This window comes from Microbacterium lacus, from assembly GCF_002812805.1.
GTDB classification, from domain to species: Bacteria; Actinomycetota; Actinomycetes; order Actinomycetales; family Microbacteriaceae; genus Microbacterium; species Microbacterium lacus_A.
This window is the reverse complement of the sequence record NZ_NMUM01000022.1, coordinates 78,820-94,162: the sequence shown is the minus strand read 5'-3', so window position 1 is coordinate 94,162 and position 15,343 is coordinate 78,820. Positions and strand designations below refer to the sequence as shown.

At 69.3% G+C, this 15,343-nt stretch carries 11 protein-coding genes; 4 read left to right on the top strand and 7 right to left on the bottom strand.

Annotation, left to right across the window (positions count from 1 at the left end; genetic code table 11):
• Positions 1-18: 18 nt before the first annotated feature.
• The 4 genes from CGU34_RS06780 to rsmI form a co-directional block, all read right to left on the bottom strand.
• Complete coding sequence (locus CGU34_RS06780; RefSeq protein ID WP_100813666.1) at positions 19-903, bottom strand: TatD family hydrolase; 885 nt, start codon at positions 901-903, stop codon at positions 19-21.
• Complete coding sequence (metG, locus tag CGU34_RS06775; protein WP_100813665.1) at positions 900-2,477, bottom strand: methionine--tRNA ligase; 1,578 nt, start codon at positions 2,475-2,477, stop codon at positions 900-902. The genes CGU34_RS06780 and metG overlap by 4 nt, the downstream gene beginning before the upstream one ends.
• A 78-nt stretch (positions 2,478-2,555) precedes the next feature.
• Positions 2,556-3,149 (bottom strand): hypothetical protein, encoded by a 594-nt coding sequence (locus CGU34_RS06770; protein WP_036295673.1) that lies wholly within the window; start codon positions 3,147-3,149, stop codon positions 2,556-2,558.
• A gap of 10 nt (positions 3,150-3,159) precedes the next feature.
• The gene (gene rsmI, locus CGU34_RS06765; RefSeq protein WP_081766145.1) at positions 3,160-4,047 is read right to left on the bottom strand and encodes a 16S rRNA (cytidine(1402)-2'-O)-methyltransferase; all 888 of its coding nucleotides are present in this window, start codon (positions 4,045-4,047) and stop codon (positions 3,160-3,162) included.
• 169 nt (positions 4,048-4,216) lie between these two features.
• Between rsmI and CGU34_RS06760 the strand changes: the two genes are divergently transcribed.
• From CGU34_RS06760 to CGU34_RS06750, 3 genes are all read left to right on the top strand, one after another.
• On the top strand, positions 4,217-5,812 hold the full coding sequence (locus CGU34_RS06760; RefSeq protein WP_232711571.1) for a dolichyl-phosphate-mannose--protein mannosyltransferase: 1,596 nt from the start codon (positions 4,217-4,219) through the stop codon (positions 5,810-5,812).
• Positions 5,813-5,921: 109 nt separating this feature from the next.
• Positions 5,922-6,257: a hypothetical protein gene (locus CGU34_RS06755; RefSeq protein WP_036295670.1), complete on the top strand. Its 336-nt coding sequence runs from the start codon at positions 5,922-5,924 to the stop codon at positions 6,255-6,257.
• 97 nt (positions 6,258-6,354) lie between these two features.
• Entirely contained in the window at positions 6,355-6,801 is a 447-nt protein-coding gene (locus tag CGU34_RS06750) for a MarR family transcriptional regulator (RefSeq protein ID WP_051513009.1), read from the top strand.
• A 6-nt stretch (positions 6,802-6,807) separates the two neighbouring features.
• On the opposite strand, the gene CGU34_RS06745 is transcribed toward CGU34_RS06750, so the two are convergent.
• The 3 genes from CGU34_RS06745 to CGU34_RS06735 are packed head-to-tail and all read right to left on the bottom strand — an operon-like array spanning position 6,808 to position 10,904.
• Entirely contained in the window at positions 6,808-8,649 is a 1,842-nt protein-coding gene (locus CGU34_RS06745) for a thioredoxin domain-containing protein (protein WP_036295667.1), read from the bottom strand.
• Between the two features lie 5 nt (positions 8,650-8,654).
• Positions 8,655-9,491: an aldo/keto reductase gene (locus CGU34_RS06740; protein WP_036295664.1), complete on the bottom strand. Its 837-nt coding sequence runs from the start codon at positions 9,489-9,491 to the stop codon at positions 8,655-8,657.
• 48 nt (positions 9,492-9,539) lie between these two features.
• Entirely contained in the window at positions 9,540-10,904 is a 1,365-nt protein-coding gene (locus CGU34_RS06735) for a hypothetical protein (protein ID WP_100813664.1), read from the bottom strand.
• Between the two features lie 92 nt (positions 10,905-10,996).
• Between CGU34_RS06735 and CGU34_RS06730 the strand changes: the two genes are divergently transcribed.
• Entirely contained in the window at positions 10,997-15,124 is a 4,128-nt protein-coding gene (locus tag CGU34_RS06730) for a DUF3418 domain-containing protein (protein ID WP_036295649.1), read from the top strand.
• Positions 15,125-15,343: the final 219 nt, after the last annotated feature.

The following is a 15,343-nucleotide window of genomic DNA, read 5'->3' as shown; positions in this document are numbered from 1 at the left end:
CAGCGGAGCCCCGGTCGGCTACGCGTCGAAGGGGCCATAGACGGCGAGGGTGTTCGCGGCGAGCTGGGCGCACAGTTCGTCGAGGTCGATCCCTAGCTCGGCAGCCATGAACCGAACGGTGACCGGGATCAGGTACGGCGCGTTCGGGCGGCCCCGATGCGGCACGGGGGTCAGGAACGGGGCATCCGTTTCGACTAGGATCCGCTCGCGCGGGGTGACCGCGAGCGCGTCACGCAGGTTCTGCGCGTTCTTGAACGTGACGTTGCCCGCGAACGAGAGATAGTACCCGCGGTCCGCGGCGATGCGCGCCATGGCGTCGTCGCCCGAGAAGCAGTGGAACACCGTGCGGTCGGGCGCGCCGACCCGCTCGAGCGTCTCGAGGACGGCGTCGTGGGCGTCGCGATCGTGGATCTGCATCGCGATGTCGTGCTTCTTCGCGAGCGCGATGTGCGCCTCGAAGCTCTCGAACTGCGCGGGCAGGCCCGCCTCTTCGGTGCGGAAGAAGTCCAGGCCCGTCTCACCGATGGCGCGCACGCGCGGCTGGGCCGCGAGCTCGTCGATGACGGCGATCGCTTCGTCGAGCCGACCGGCGACCGCGTAGGCCGGCGCCTCGTTCGGGTGGATCGCGACGGCTGCGAGCACGCGCGGGTGTGACTCCGCGGCCCACGCCGACCACCGGCTCGACTCGATGTCGCCCCCGGCCTGCACGACACCGATCACGCCGACCTCGCCGGCGCGCTCGAGCTGTTCGTCGAGGGTCAGCCCCGTCTCGCCGTCCGCGATCTCGAGATGACAGTGGTTGTCGTACACCGCGACGGCGAGAGGTTCGGGAGCATCCGGATAGCGGATGTCTTTCCGCCCCTCCTGCGTGCGCTCACGCACGTACTGTGACGGGTCGCTCACACGCTCTGCTCGACGCGCGGGAACAGCGGGGCCAGGCCGTTGACACTCGTGCCCGGACGGAGGATGCCCCAGGCTCCGGCCTCGCGGATCGGCTGATCGCGCAGACGCCCGAGGCTCTCGGCCGCGCCGAGCGCGATCCAGAGCTTCTCGGTGGATTCGGGAGTGACCGGCGAGAGCAACACGGCAAGCGCGCGCAGCCCCTCGACGGCCGTGTACAGCACGGTGCCGAGGCGTCCGCGCTGGGCGTCATCCTTGGCCAGGGCCCAGGGCTGGTTCTCCGTGATGTAAAGGTTCAGAGCGTCAACGATCGTCCAGATCGCGGCGATCGCCTCGTCGATGCGGAACCGGTCGATCGCGGCGTCGGCTGTGGCCGCGGCATCCGCGACGATCTTCTGCACCGCCACGTCAGCCTCGGTGTACTCCCCCGGCGGCGGCACGATGCCCTCGTAGTACTTCTCGATCATCGCGATCGAGCGCGAAGCGAGGTTGCCGAACCCATTGGCGAGTTCGGCCTGATAGCGGGCCGACAGGTCCTCCCACGAGAACGAGCCGTCCTGCCCGAACGCGATCGCCGAGAGAAAGTAGAAGCGATAGGCATCGGAACCGAAGACATCCGTGATCTCGGTCGGCGCGATGCCCGTCAGCTTCGACTTCGACATCTTCTCGCCGCCGACGAGCAGCCAACCGTGCGCGAACACGCCGCGCGGCACGTCGAGCCCGGCCGCCATCAACATGGCGGGCCAGATCACCGCGTGGAACCGCAGGATGTCTTTCCCGACCACGTGGTACGCCGGCCAGCGGCGCTCGAACGTCTCGGGATCGGCGCCGTAGCCGACCGCGGTGGCGTAGTTGAGGAGGGCGTCGACCCACACGTAGATCACGTGGGAGGCATCCCACGGCACCTCGATGCCCCAGTCGAACGTCGACCGCGAGATCGAGAGATCCTTCAGGCCGCTGCGCACGAACGAGATGACCTCGTTGCGCGCGGACTCGGGGCGCACGAAGTCGGGCTCATCGCGGTACAGCTCGAGCAGCCGATCGGCGAACTCGCTGAGCTTGAAGAAGTAGTTCTTCTCCTGCAGCAGTTCGAGCGGCTTCGAGTGGATGACGCAGACCTTGAGCCCCTCGAACGGGCCGGTGCCGTCGACGATCTCGGACTCGGGCTTGAACTCTTCGCAGCCCACGCAATACAGCGCCTCGTACTCGCCCGCGTAGATGTAGCCACGGTCGTAGATCGCCTGCAAGAAAGTCTGCACGCGGGTCTCGTGGCGCTCCTGCGTCGTGCGGATGAAGTCGTCGTTCTCGATGTCGAGGGTCTTCAGCACGGGGAACCACGACTCGGTGACGAGCTTGTCCACCCACTCCTGCGGGGTGGCGTTGTTCGCCGACGCCGCGCGGATCATTTTCTGACCGTGCTCGTCGGTTCCCGTGAGCATCCAGGTGTCATCGCCGGCCTGACGGTGCCAGCGCGCGAGGGCGTCGACCGCCACCGTCGTGTACCCGTGCCCGATGTGGGGCACGTCGCTGGGGTAGTAGATGGGGGTGGTGATGTAGAACGAACGGCCGGAAGTCACCCGTCGATTCTAGGCGGGACGGATGCGCCGGCTCCGCGGTGTGACGAATGCCCGGGGCGGCGGACCCCGCCGCGGCGCTCAGCCCGTGAGAGCCGTGAGCGCACGCTCGGCGATCGCGACCGCCCTCGCGGGTTCGACCGCCGCGACCACTGCGATCCACACGTCATCGACGAAGACGTAGACGACCTCGTGAATGGCTATCTCGTCGGTGTACGTCGAGGTGAAGGCAAGCTCTCCCCCGATCGTGGTCTCGGTGTAGAGGGTCGATGTCCGCAGGCCGTCGGTGAGGGCCGTCTGAGCCTCCGCGCTCGTGCGCGAGACGAACAGCGGCAGCGACCCCTCCCAGACATCGACGATCCACCACATGCAGTCGCGGCGTTCGTCGGCGCCCTGGGCCGTCTCGCGAGCGAGCGGACCGGGCAGCGCCTCCAGCGAGGGCGGGGTCGGGGCGAGGTATTGTTCCTGGCCCGTCAGCTCGCTGAGCTCGGTATCGCTCAGCACGTCGCCGCAGTCGTCGGGCACCGCGATCGCCGCCTCGGGCGGGGTTGGCGACACGGAAGCGGATGCCTCGGCGGACGACCGTCCCCGGTCTGTCTCGTCGGGCTCCGGGACGCATCCGGCCAGGAGCAGTCCGACGATCAGAAGGAGGGCGACCCCACCGCGGCGGCTCATGCCCGCAACGCTACTTCGGCTGTGCGCCGGACCCCGGCTTTGCGTCGGGCTCCGACTTCGCGTCGGACTTGGGCTGTGCGTCGGACTTTGCCGCGAGCGCCGCCTGATACAGCTCGCGCGAGGCGTGTCCGGTCGCCGCGGCGACCTCGGTGCAGGCATCCTTCATCCGTCCGCCCGCGGCGACGAGCTCGAGCACCTGGGCGACGGCTTCCGCAAGTGGCGGCCGGGCGTTCGATGCCCCGCCGACCACGATGACGCATTCGCCGCGCACGCCGCCCTCGGCCCACGCGGCGAGTTCGGCGAGTCCGCCGCGCTTGATCTCTTCGTACATCTTCGTCAGTTCGCGGCACACGGCCGCGGGGCGGTCGGCGCCGAAGACACCGGCCATATCGGCGAGGGTCGCGGCGATCCGGGACGGGGCCTCGAAGAACACCATCGTGCGCGGTTCCCGCGCCAGCGCGGTGAAGGCCGAGCGGCGCTCACCCTGCTTGCGCCCCGGGAACCCCTCGAAGGTGAAGCGGTCGGTCGGCAGTCCCGCCACGGCGAGCGCCGTGAGTACCGCGCTCGGACCGGGAAGCGCGGTGACGATCACGCCGCGGGCCGCCGCCTCGGCGACCAGGCCGAAGCCCGGGTCGCTGACCGTCGGCATCCCCGCGTCGCTCAGCACGAGCACGTCCTGCTCGGCCGCGAGGTCGATGATCTCGGCGGCGCGCTGCTTCTCGTTGTGGTCGTGCAACGCGATCAGCCTCGGGCGGTTCGTGATTCCGAGACCCGCGAGCAGGCGCTGGGTGGTGCGGGTGTCTTCGGCCGCGATGACGGTGGAGGCCTCGAGCGTTTCGACCAGACGACGTGAGGCATCCCCGAGGTTGCCGATCGGGGTCGCGGCGAGGATCAGCATGCGGTCAGTTTCGCACCCTTACTCGGCACACCCGTAAATCTGAAAGGAACCACGACCCCAGAAGGGCCCGACACGCCGCGTTCGCGGGCCGTCGACCCCCTTCGTTCCTTTCAGATGTACGCAGCCCCGTCGCGCCAGAGCTCACAGCCGGCGCCCATAGGCTTGTCGCGTGCAGCCGGCCAGCGACCTCGACCCCGAACGCACCGGCCCCATCCCGACCGACCCCCTGCTGCCCCTCGCGCGCCCCACGGTTTTCGAGCGTCTGAGGCTCTGGCTCCAGACCCGACCCGTAGTAGGTGGGCTCTGGCATTGGCTCGCACCCACCCTCGTCACCCTGCTCGCGGCGGTGCTGCGCCTGTTCAACCTGGGACATCCGCACGCTCTCGTCTTCGACGAGACGTATTACGCGAAGGATGCCTGGACCCTCTCGCAACTCGGCTACGAGTCGAAGTGGCCCGACGGAGCCGACGAAGCGTTCCTCTCCGGCGACACGATGGGCTTTCTCACCGACGGTAGTTTCGTCGTGCATCCCCCGCTCGGCAAGTGGCTGATCGCACTCGGCTACGGAATCTTCGGCGCGGACACCGCGTGGGGCTGGCGCTTTGCGGCCGCGCTCGCGGGCACCGCGGCCGTGCTGGTGCTGATCCTCATCGCCCGCCGGCTGACCGGTTCGACCGTCTGGGCATGCATCGCCGGACTCCTGCTCGCCGTGGATGGGCTCGGGATCGTCCTCGGCCGCGTCGCCCTGCTCGATGGCTTCCTGATGCTCTTCGTGCTGCTGGCGTTCTGGTTCGTCCTGATCGACCACGACAGGATGCAGGCCCGCATCGCCCTCGCAGCATCCGGCGACGACCCACCGACGTGGGGCCCCGTGATGTGGGCGCGTCCGTGGATCCTCGCCGCGGGCGCCGCTCTCGGTGCCGCGACCGCGGTGAAATGGTCGGGCCTTTACGTCCTGGCGGCCCTCGGCATCTACCTTGTTGTGACCGATTCCCTGGCACGACGGCGTGCGGGGATCCGGCGCTGGCTTCCGGATGCCGCACTCCGGCAGGGACCCGCGACGTTCCTCCTCTTCGTGCCGGTGGCGGCCCTCGTCTACCTGACGACGTGGACCGGTTGGCTCGTCACCCCGGGCGGCTACGACCGCGGTTCGGACGCGAATCCCTTCCTCGCACTCTGGAACTATCACCAGGCGATCTACAACTTCCACGTCGGATTGACCAGCGGTCACTCGTACGCCTCGCCCGCGTGGCAGTGGCCGCTCCTGCTGCGCCCGACATCGATGTACTGGCAGAAGACCGACGCGGGCGTCGACGAATGCGACATGGCCGGCGGGTGCGTGCAGGCGATTTCGAGCATCCCGAACCCCCTGATCTGGTACGCGGGAGTCGCGGCGATCGTGTTCCTGGCCGTGCGTTTGATCTGGCCGGGGGCCGGGCGTTCACGGGACTGGCGGGTGGCGTTCGTGCTCACGGGCGTTGCGGCTACCTATGTGCCGTGGCTGCTCTACCCCGAGCGGACGATTTTCCAGTTCTACACGATCGTGATCGTGCCGTTCCTGATCCTCGCCCTCGTGCTGTCGTTGCGCCGGATCGCCGGGCCATCGGATGCGCCGACCGACCGTCGCACGAGCGGTCAGGGCGCCGTCGCGGCATTCCTGCTCGTGGCCGTTGCGGTCTCGGTGTTCTGGTATCCGCTCTGGACAGCAATCGAAGTGCCGTACGAGTTCTGGCGTTTGCACAACTGGATGTTCAGCTGGATCTGACCCGCGTGTCGGATCCAGCCTCTCGCGCGGATTTAGGTAACTTGCCTAGTAACTATCCGTTCTATGCACTCCGTTAGATGCACCGTGCATGTGCGCTCCGGGAGGGTCGATGGCACTCGTCGAACCGCCCATCGCGCCGTCACGGATGCGAACGGTCTGGGTATCGGTCGGGCCGGGTCTGATCGCCGGCAACCGTGGCGGCAACTTTCTGGGCTGCATCGACGAGGTGCTCGGGGGCTTTGTCGCGACGGATGCGCGGGGTGAGCCCGTGGGTCGCTATCTCGAACTCAGCGATGCGAAGGCGGCACTCGGACGCCGCTCGAGCGACGCGCTTCTGCGCCGCAAGCCGCGAATGGCACGTCTGGGTTTGACAGCCGCGACCGGCATGGGCGTCGTCGCGCTGGGGGTCGCGCTCGCGGCCGTCGCCCTGACGACTTTCCGCTAGTCCATCTAGTCTCTCGTTTATTTAGCTAAATCTAAAAGCTAATCTGTCGTAGGCTGTGGGGCTCACGCGCTCGTCAATCACCGAGAGGGGCCCCGACGTGTCCGCCGACACCCGCATCGACCCGCTCGACGCGCTCCTCGCCCTCGAGGCGGCATTGGCGACCGAGGAACGCGATTTGCGTGGTGTCCTGAACCTGGGCGCCAATGACATCGTCGTCCTCCGCTTGCTACTCGCTGCCGAGCAGGCCGACGCGCTCGTGCGTCCGAGCGAGATCAGCCGCACGCTCGCGATCTCCACCGCAGCGACGACGGCGCTCATCGATCGACTCGAGACCCGCGGATACCTGGCACGCCGACCCCACGAATCCGACCGTCGCAGCATCCGTGTCACGGCCACCATCCCGGATGACTCCCCGATTCGCGCCGCGTTCGCCACCTCACGCGCGCACCGCGCCGACGCTCTCGACGGCCTGCTGCCCGAGCAAAGCGATGCCGTCGCTTCGGCATTCCGCCGGCTCAGCAGCGCGATCGCGCCGGGCGAATAGGGCTTCTCAGCCCGAGATGTCCCGAGGGTCCGTCGTGGGAAGTCGACAGACGAATGCCCGACAGTCGTACGCGGTCGGTCGTCCGTCGCGTGGCGCCTTACCCTCGAACAACGAGAACCCCGCGCCCGCGAACTGCGCGGCTCGATGCGTCGGCACGATCGCCACGACGTCGGCAGAGGCGGCGCGTGCCGCACGAGCGAGCGGGTCGTCCGCATCATCCGAAACAACGACGATCTGTCGCGGGGCCGCCGCCAGGCCCACCGCGATGGCGAGCAGTGCACCGTAACCCAGCGGCCGACCGAGCGCCTCGGCACCCCGTGAGGCGACGATCCCGGATGCGCGGGCGCGATACTCCTCGCCCGCCCCGAGCAGCCAGAGGTCCAGGCATGCTCCCGCGATGGCCGCGTCGCCCGAGGGCTCGTCGCCGTCCGAACCTTCGCCCGCCGCGGTGATCCCCTGAGCCGCGAGCACCGGGTCACCGCCGCCGGGCGCACGCACCGCGCGCGTTTCGGGCTCGACGCACAGATCGACGAGGGTTCGCGCCGCCACGGCGTACGCCGGCTCGGCCGCCGCGATCGAGAGCGCCAGCAGTCCCGATGCGAACTGGCCGTAGTCGGCCAGCACGGCCGGAGCACGCGACGGGATCTCGTCGAGCGAAGCACGCACGAGCGAGCCGTCGGGGCGCAGGTTGTTCTGAATCACGTCCTCGGCCGCGCGCGCCGCCGCCTCGATCCAGCTCGGCTTATCGAGCCGGGCTCCGGAACGGGCGAGCGCACCGATGGCCAGGCCGTTCCAGCCCGTGACAACCTTCCCGTCGACGGCGGGTGGCGACAGGTGTTCCCTGCCCACGGCATCCTGTGCGTAGTAACCGCCCTCGCTCCGCTGTCCCTCGATCACGGACTCGGAGTCCTGGGCCGCACCAAAGCCACCGGATTCCTGTTGCAGCACATCGATCAGAAACGCGGCGATTCCCGCGGCCACGTCCTCCTCGCCCGCTCGGACGGACGCATCGAGCAGCTGCGCGTTGTCTGTCAGCATGCGCTCGTAGTGCGGTACGGACCAGTCCCGGCGGGTCGCATACCGGAAGAATCCACCCTCAACCGCATCACGCAGGGGCGATGCCGCCATCGTCTGGACGGTGCGCGCGGCGAGCGCTGCCGCCTCGGGCGCGACCTGCCCCAGGCCCGGCGCCTGCAGGAATCGAAGCACCGTCGCGATCGGAAACTTCGGGGCGTCGACCGCGCCGCCGGAAATGAAGCCCCCGTACGCCGGATCCTCCGCCCCGGCGACCGCGCGCGCAGCACCGGCGAGATCCTCGAGCGTCGGGAGCGACCCGGCGCCACTCTGCGCCGCGGCGCGCAGGGCCTCGGCGATCGCCTCCGCGGTCCCGTCGACCTCGTCCCGCCGCTCGGTCCACGCCTCACGGACCGCCGTCAGCACATCGCGGAACGCCGGAACCGGCGGCCGCGCCTCGGGCGGATAGTACGTGCCCGCGTAGAAGGGGACGCCGGTCGGGGTCGCGAAGACGGTCATCGGCCAGCCCAGGTGCGGCGTGAATGCCGCGGCCGCGGAGAGATAGGTGGCGTCGACATCCGGATGCTCTTCACGATCCACCTTGATGGCGACGAAACCGTCGTTCAGTTGCGCCGCGATCGCCTCGTCCGAGAACGACTCCCGAGCCATGACGTGGCACCAGTGGCACGTGGAGTAGCCGATGGACACGAGAACGGGCACATCCCGCCGCGCCGCCTCGGCGAAAGCCTCGGGCCCCCAGGGGTACCACGCGACCGGATTGCCCGCGTGCGCGCGCAGGTAGGGGCTGCGTGCGTCGTCGAGGCGAGAGGTCATCGGCGTTAGTTGACGTCGTTCGGGTGCGCGCTGACGCGACCCGAACCATCGCCTGCGTCCAGCGCGTCGATCGCGGCCATCTCGGCATCCGAGAGCGCGAAGTCGAAGATGTCGGCGTTCTCGCGCAGCCGTTCGGAACGCACCGACTTCGGGAAGACGATGAATCCCTTCTGAATGTGCCAGCGCAGCACGACCTGGGCGGGCGTCTTCTCGTGAGCGACGGATGCCTCGTGCACCGGCTCGAGTCCGAACAGGTCGTACTTGCCCTGTCCGAGCGGGCCCCAGGCCTCGATGTGCATGTCGTTCTGCTGGCCCCACGCGACGATCTCGCGCTGTTGGTGTGCCGGGTGCAACTCGATCTGGTTGACGGCGGGAACCTCACCGGTCTCGGCGACGATGCGGTCGAGGTGCGCGATCTCGAAGTTCGAAACCCCGATCGAGCGCGACAGCCCGGCATCGCGCAGCTCGATGAGCTTCGCCCACGCGTGGACGTAGTTGTCGGCGGCGGGTGTGGGCCAGTGCACGAGGTACAGGTCGACGTGCTCGAGACCGAGCTTGTCGAGGCTCTCGCGGATCGCGGCGTTCGGCTCGTCACCGTCGTGGCGGTCGTTCCAGAGCTTCGTCGTGATGAAGAGCTCATCGCGCGGGATACCGCTGGCCGCGATCGCGGTACCGACGCCCTCTTCGTTGCCGTAGATCGCTGCGGTGTCGATGTGACGGTATCCGATCGACAGCGCCTCGGAGACCGCTCGCTGGGTGTCGCCCGCGGGAACCTTGAAGACCCCATAACCGAGCTGCGGGATGTCGTGGCCGGAACGGAGAGTGAGGGTGGGAATCGTCATCGCCCCAGCCTAGGGAGCACGCCGTGCCGGCGGGCCGGGCTTGACAGATCATGTCGGGGCCGAGGCATCCGCTCGCGCGGGCCCGAGCGGCAACGGAGCTCTCAGCCCATAGATGTGGACGGCACCCGGGCCACCCGAGAAGAACGTGTCCAGCGTCGGTGGGGCGACGACCGGCACCACCGTCACGAGGTCATCCGCAAAGCGGGCGAGCTCGGCATCCGTCGCGCTCGGCGAACGTCCGTCATCCCCGACCGCCGCACTCACGACGCCCGCGAGCTGGGTATGCGCCCGGTACCGCGGGTTCGCGGGATCGATGTAGTTGCCGTACGCGCTTCGCACTCCGAAGACCGAGCCCGAACCGGTCGGCAAGATGCTGTCGCCGACCGCGAGCTGACCGTCGACGTTGAACGCGTACCCGCCCGCGACCGCGGCGACCGCTCCGGGCGAAAGCGCAGCGCCGCACGAGGGGACGATCTGCAGGTCGATGCCGCCATCACCGCGGGGCCAGCGTGTGCGCGACATCGCGCCCCGCAGGCGAGCGTCGGCGTGATCGAGGCAGATCTCGACCGCGATGTCGGTGGCGATGTCCGGGGCAGAGCCATCCGTCGCCCCGAGCCGCAGAATCGCGTGTGCATCGAACGGGTCGCGCTTGAGATCGCCCGCCGAGAGGTCGACGTACGGGTGTGCGGACATCTGCTCGGTCACAACGTCTTCACGCCCCGTGACGTCCCACAGCACGAGATCCTCGGCCGAGTCGAAGACCTTGTCGGTTGTAGCGGCGTGAGCCGCGAAGGCGGACCCCGCCGAGCCGAGCGGGGTGGCGCTCAAGATCAGCGCGCGATTGCGTACCTGGACGACCGCATGCGCGTGGCCCCACTGGAGGTAGTCGTCGATCATGTCGAAGACCTTCGCGGCGTCGTCGGCCGCCGCCTGACGGTACCGGTGCGCGAGGTCGGCGACGACGCCGTTGCGAACTCGCGTCGTCGGGCGCGAGAACACCTCGTGGGGGTCGTCGGCCGCGGCGGTCACCGCGGTGCCGAAGACGAAGACCCAGTTCGGATACTCCTCGGCCGGGAACTCCGCCGCCAGGCGTTCGAGAATGTGGGCGACGGGGTCCGACGCACCTGACGCGTGCAGATATGGGCCCTGCGGGCCGTGCCAGAAGAACTCCGGCGCGACGAAGACGTTCAACACGTCGGTCTCACCCGTCGGCAGCGCATCGCGGGCCGCGTGCACGGCCGCGCGCATGACGGAGAGTCTGCCCCCGACATCCGCCGCCACGTCGCCGAGACCGAGGTACGTGCCGCCCATCGCGGAGCCGCGGTCGGGGTTGCCGAGGGGCACGATCATCGCCGGGGCGGTCGGAATCGCATAGCCGATGAAGCGCACGTGTGCGAAACCCTCCGAGCCCATGCGGTCATCCTAGGGTCGCGCCGCTCTCGTGCCCATGACCGCGCCCGTGACGCTCGGCAGGGCAACGCCCGCGCGTCATACGATGGAGGGCTATGCCCGCGCCCATTCCCGTGATCTCGTTCCCGCCGGAGCTGCCCGTCAGCGCCGCCCGGGAAGAGATCGCGCGCGCCATCGAGGGCAACCAGGTCGTGATCGTCGCCGGGGCCACCGGTTCGGGAAAGACGACGCAGCTTCCGAAGATCTGCCTCGAGCTCGGCCGCTCCCGCATTGCCCACACGCAGCCGCGCCGCCTCGCGGCCCGCACGATCGCCGAGCGCATCGCCGAAGAACTCGAGGTGCCCCTCGGCACCCTCGTCGGCTACAAGGTGCGCTTCACCGACAACGTGTCCGACCAGACGCTCGTCGCACTCATGACCGACGGCATTCTGCTGAACGAAATCCACCGCGACCGGCTGCTGCGCCGCTACGACACGATCATCATCGACGAGGCTCACGAGCGCAGCCTCAACATCGACTTCCTGCTGGGGTACCTGACGCGGATCCTGCCCGAGCGACCCGATCTGAAGGTCATCGTCACGTCGGCGACGATCGACCCGCAGAGCTTCGCCGCGCACTTCGCGGATGCCTCGGGCACGCCCGCGCCCATCGTCGAGGTGTCGGGGCGGACGTTCCCGGTCGACATCCGCTACCGGCCTCTCGTCGGCGAGGCGAAGATCTCGAAGGAAAATCGGGCTCCTGAAGGCTCGTCGAGCCCAGATGAGGCCTCTTCCGACCCGATATTCCTTTCAGATTTACACACGGACCAGGAGCGACCGCCCCCCATCGACGAGCATGCCTACGACGTCGAGGGTGACGAGGTGGCCGGGATCGTCGCGGCGCTCCGCGAACTCGACCGCGAGGCCCCGGGCGACGTCCTGGTGTTCCTGCCGGGCGAGGCCGAGATTCGCGACGCGGCGGACGCCGTCCGGGGTGCCTACGCGCAGGGCGCAGCCCCGACCGAGGTGCTCCCCCTCTTCGGGCGCCTGTCGTCGGCCGATCAGCACCGCGTGTTCGAGCCCTCGCGGGTCGCGGGCGTGCGCCGCCGGGTCATCCTCGCGACGAACGTCGCCGAGACGAGCCTGACGGTGCCCGGCATCCGCTACGTCATCGACGTCGGCACGGCCCGGATGTCCCGCTACAGCAACCGCGCGAAGGTGCAGCGCCTGCCGATCGAAGCCGTCTCGCAGGCATCCGCGCAGCAGCGTTCCGGGCGCGCCGGACGCACGAGCGCCGGCATCGCGATCCGCCTCTACGCCGCCGACGACTTCGCCAAACGGCCCGAGTACACCGAGCCCGAGATCCTGCGGACGAGCCTCGCCTCGGTCATTCTGCAGATGCTCTCCCTCGGGTTCGGCGACATCGAGGCCTTCCCCTTCCTCACCCCGCCCGATTCGCGGGGCGTCAAGGCCGCACTGGACCTACTGGGCGAGCTCGGCGCCGTCGAACATGCTTCTGGAGGACACAGCCGGGGCGCCCCGCGCCTGACCCGCATCGGGCGCGACATCGCCCGCATGCCCATCGACCCTCGCTTCGCGCGCATGCTCATCGAGGCGCAGCGTACGGGCGCGATCGCCGAGGTGCTGCCGATCGTGGCGGGCATGTCGATTCAGGACGTGCGCGAGCGCCCCGAAGAGCGCCGCGAGGAGGCCGACCGGCTGCACGCGCGCTTCGCCGACCCGACGAGCGACTTCCTCGCGCTGCTGAATCTCTGGAATCACCTGCAGCAGGCGCAGCGCGAGAACGGGTCGAGCGCGTTCCGGCGCCTGTGCCGCGCCGAGCACCTCAACTATGTCCGCGTGCGGGAGTGGTTCGACGTGCACCGGCAGATCCGCAGCCTCGTCCCTGCGCAGAAGCCCTCGCCCGAGAGTGCCCGTTCCCTCCGCGAGGGTGCCCGTTCCGGGCGCGAAGGTGCCCGTTCCACCCCCGAGGGTGCCGGTTCTGCAGACCCCGACGAGCAGGCCCTCGACCCCGCGGCGATCCACCGCGCGATCCTTGCGGGCCTGCTCTCGCACATCGGACTAATCGACGAGCGTGCGGCACAGAAGGGCGCGGCACCGAGTGCTCGGCGCGCCCCGGCCTCGGAATATCTCGGCGCCCGAGGCATCCGATTCGCCATCTTCCCCGGCTCGGGCCTGCGCAAGGCCCGCCCCAAGGCGGTCATGGCCGCCGAGTTGGTCGAGACCTCGCGCCTCTATGCCCGCACGGTCGCCGCGATCGACCCCGCCTGGGCCGAGCCCCTCGCCGGCGACCTGGCGAAGCGTCAGGTGAGCGAGCCGCACTGGTCGAAGGATGCCGGGGCCGCCGTCGCCTACGAGAAGGTGACGCTGTTCGGGGTCGAGATCATCCCCCGCCGTCGCGTGCAGTTCGCTCGCATCGACCGCGCCGGGGCGCGCGAATTGTTCGTCCGGCACGCGCTGGTCGAAAACGAATGGGATCCGTCGAAGATCGACAAGCGTCTGACGAGTTTCGCGCGCGCGAACGACGAGCTGCGCCGCCGGCTCGAGCGGGTCGAAGAGCGCGAACGTCGGCGAGACATCCTCGCCGGAGACGAGGCGGTCTTCGCGTTCTACGACACGCATATTCCGCCCGAGGTATTCGACGTCCGCTCGTTCGAGAACTGGTGGCGTGAAGCATCCGCTCGCACGCCCAAACTCCTGACGATGCGCGAGCAGGACCTGCTCGAGGGCGAGGCGAGATCGGATGCCTCGGACTTCCCGACCCGCTGGACCCAGGGCGATCAAACCCTTACTCTCGCCTACCGGTTCGAGCCGGGGGCACCCGACGACGGGGTCGCCGTCGTCGTGCCGTTGGCGCTTCTCGCGAGTGTCCGCCCGGATGGCTTCGACTGGCAGGTTCCGGGGCTACGTCCGGATCTGGTGACCGCGCTGCTGCGGGCGCTGCCGAAGTCCATCCGCCGGCACGTCGTGCCCGCGGCGGACTGGGCCGCGAAATTCGCCGACGACCTGGCGGGCGCCGGCCCCGAGAGCCACGCGGGACTGCCCCCGACGTCCCTTGCCGCGGCGCTGGCGAAGCTCATCCAGCGCGTCGCCAACCAGCCCGTGACGGCCGACGACTTCGAGATGGACCGCGTTCCCGCGCACCTTCGCCCGACCTTCCGTGTCGTGGACGATCGCGGACGCACGGTCGGTTCGGGGCGAGACCTGCGGGAGCTGCAAGAGAGTCTGTCGAGCCGTGCGCGCGAGAGCGTCGCGACCCGGCTCGCCGCGCCGCCGTCGACAGGGAAGCCTCGGCGTGGCGCGGGTCCGGCCGCGCTCGTCGACCCGTCCCCGAGCACCGGGGCATCCGTCCGCGAGCGCGAGGGGATCACCACGTGGGACCTCGGTGACCTTCCGCCCGTCGTCGACACGCGCGTGGCGGGCGGCGTTGTCCGCGGGTACCCGACACTCGTCGACGATGGCACGAGCGTGTCGCTGCGCATCGAGACGACACCGGATGCCGCCGAGCGAACCCTCCGGGTCGGCATCCGCAGACTCGTGCTGCTCGCCGTGCCCTCACCCGTTTCGTACGTGCAAGAGCACCTGACCGCGAATGAGAAACTCGCCCTCGCCGCTTCTCCCTATGCCTCCGCGAAGGCGCTGATCGAGGACTGCCGCGCGGCGGCGGCCGACACGCTGATCCGCACTATTGCGCCGACCGGCGTGGTCCGCAGCGCCGGGGACTTCGCGCGTGTGCGCGACGCGGTCTCGGCCGGAATCGTCGAGGCGATGTTCGCCGCCGTGTCGCTGACCGCCCGAATCCTGCTGGCCGCACGCAACGTCGACAAAGCTTTGCGCGGGCAGAACGCCATGACCCTGCTGGGTGCGCTCGGCGATGTGCGGGCGCAGGTCGCGGGCTTGATCTATCCGGGTTTCGTGCTTCAGACCGGTACCGCCCGGCTGCCTCATGTGCTCCGGTACCTCGAGGGTGCTCGTCTGCGGCTCGAGGAGCTCGCCGACACCCCGGGCCGTGACCGCCAGAGGATGACCGAGTTCGAACGGGCAGCCGCCCTATACGCCGAGGCCGGTGGCACGATCCCCCTGAGTCCGGATGCTTCGCCGGCCCTCGCCCACACCCGCTGGTTGCTCGAGGAGTATCGCGTCAGCCTGTTCGCCCAGCGCCTGGGCACCGCGGAGCCCGTCTCGCTTCCGCGCATCACGAAGGCCCTGCGCGAGGGTTCATGACGCGGACCGTTCGGTCCACCTCCCGGCCCCGCCCCCACACCCCACGCCCGCGCGACCCCGCGCGACCCCACGCCAGAAGTGGGGCACCTCGCGTGCTGTGGGGCACGAGCAAACCTGCCCCACAGCATCAAACCTGCCCCGGTTCGGCAGGGGCGAGTCCCGCGGCGCGAGGTCTACGCTCGAGACAGATCGCAGTCCCCGACGAGGAAGAACGCATCA

Bases quoted from the DNA above. Each gene is read 5' to 3' on its own strand.
- CGU34_RS06770 (WP_036295673.1), bottom strand. From the start codon at position 3,149: ATGAGCCGCCGCGGTGGGGTCGCCCTCCTTCTGATCGTCGGACTGCTC.
- rsmI (WP_081766145.1), bottom strand. From the start codon at position 4,047: ATGCTGATCCTCGCCGCGACCCCGATCGGCAACCTCGGGGATGCCTCA.
- CGU34_RS06755 (WP_036295670.1), top strand. From the start codon at position 5,922: ATGGCACTCGTCGAACCGCCCATCGCGCCGTCACGGATGCGAACGGTC.
- CGU34_RS06745 (WP_036295667.1), bottom strand. From the start codon at position 8,649: ATGACCTCTCGCCTCGACGACGCACGCAGCCCCTACCTGCGCGCGCAC.
- CGU34_RS06740 (WP_036295664.1), bottom strand. From the start codon at position 9,491: ATGACGATTCCCACCCTCACTCTCCGTTCCGGCCACGACATCCCGCAG.
- CGU34_RS06735 (WP_100813664.1), bottom strand. From the start codon at position 10,904: ATGGGCTCGGAGGGTTTCGCACACGTGCGCTTCATCGGCTATGCGATT.
- CGU34_RS06730 (WP_036295649.1), top strand. From the start codon at position 10,997: ATGCCCGCGCCCATTCCCGTGATCTCGTTCCCGCCGGAGCTGCCCGTC.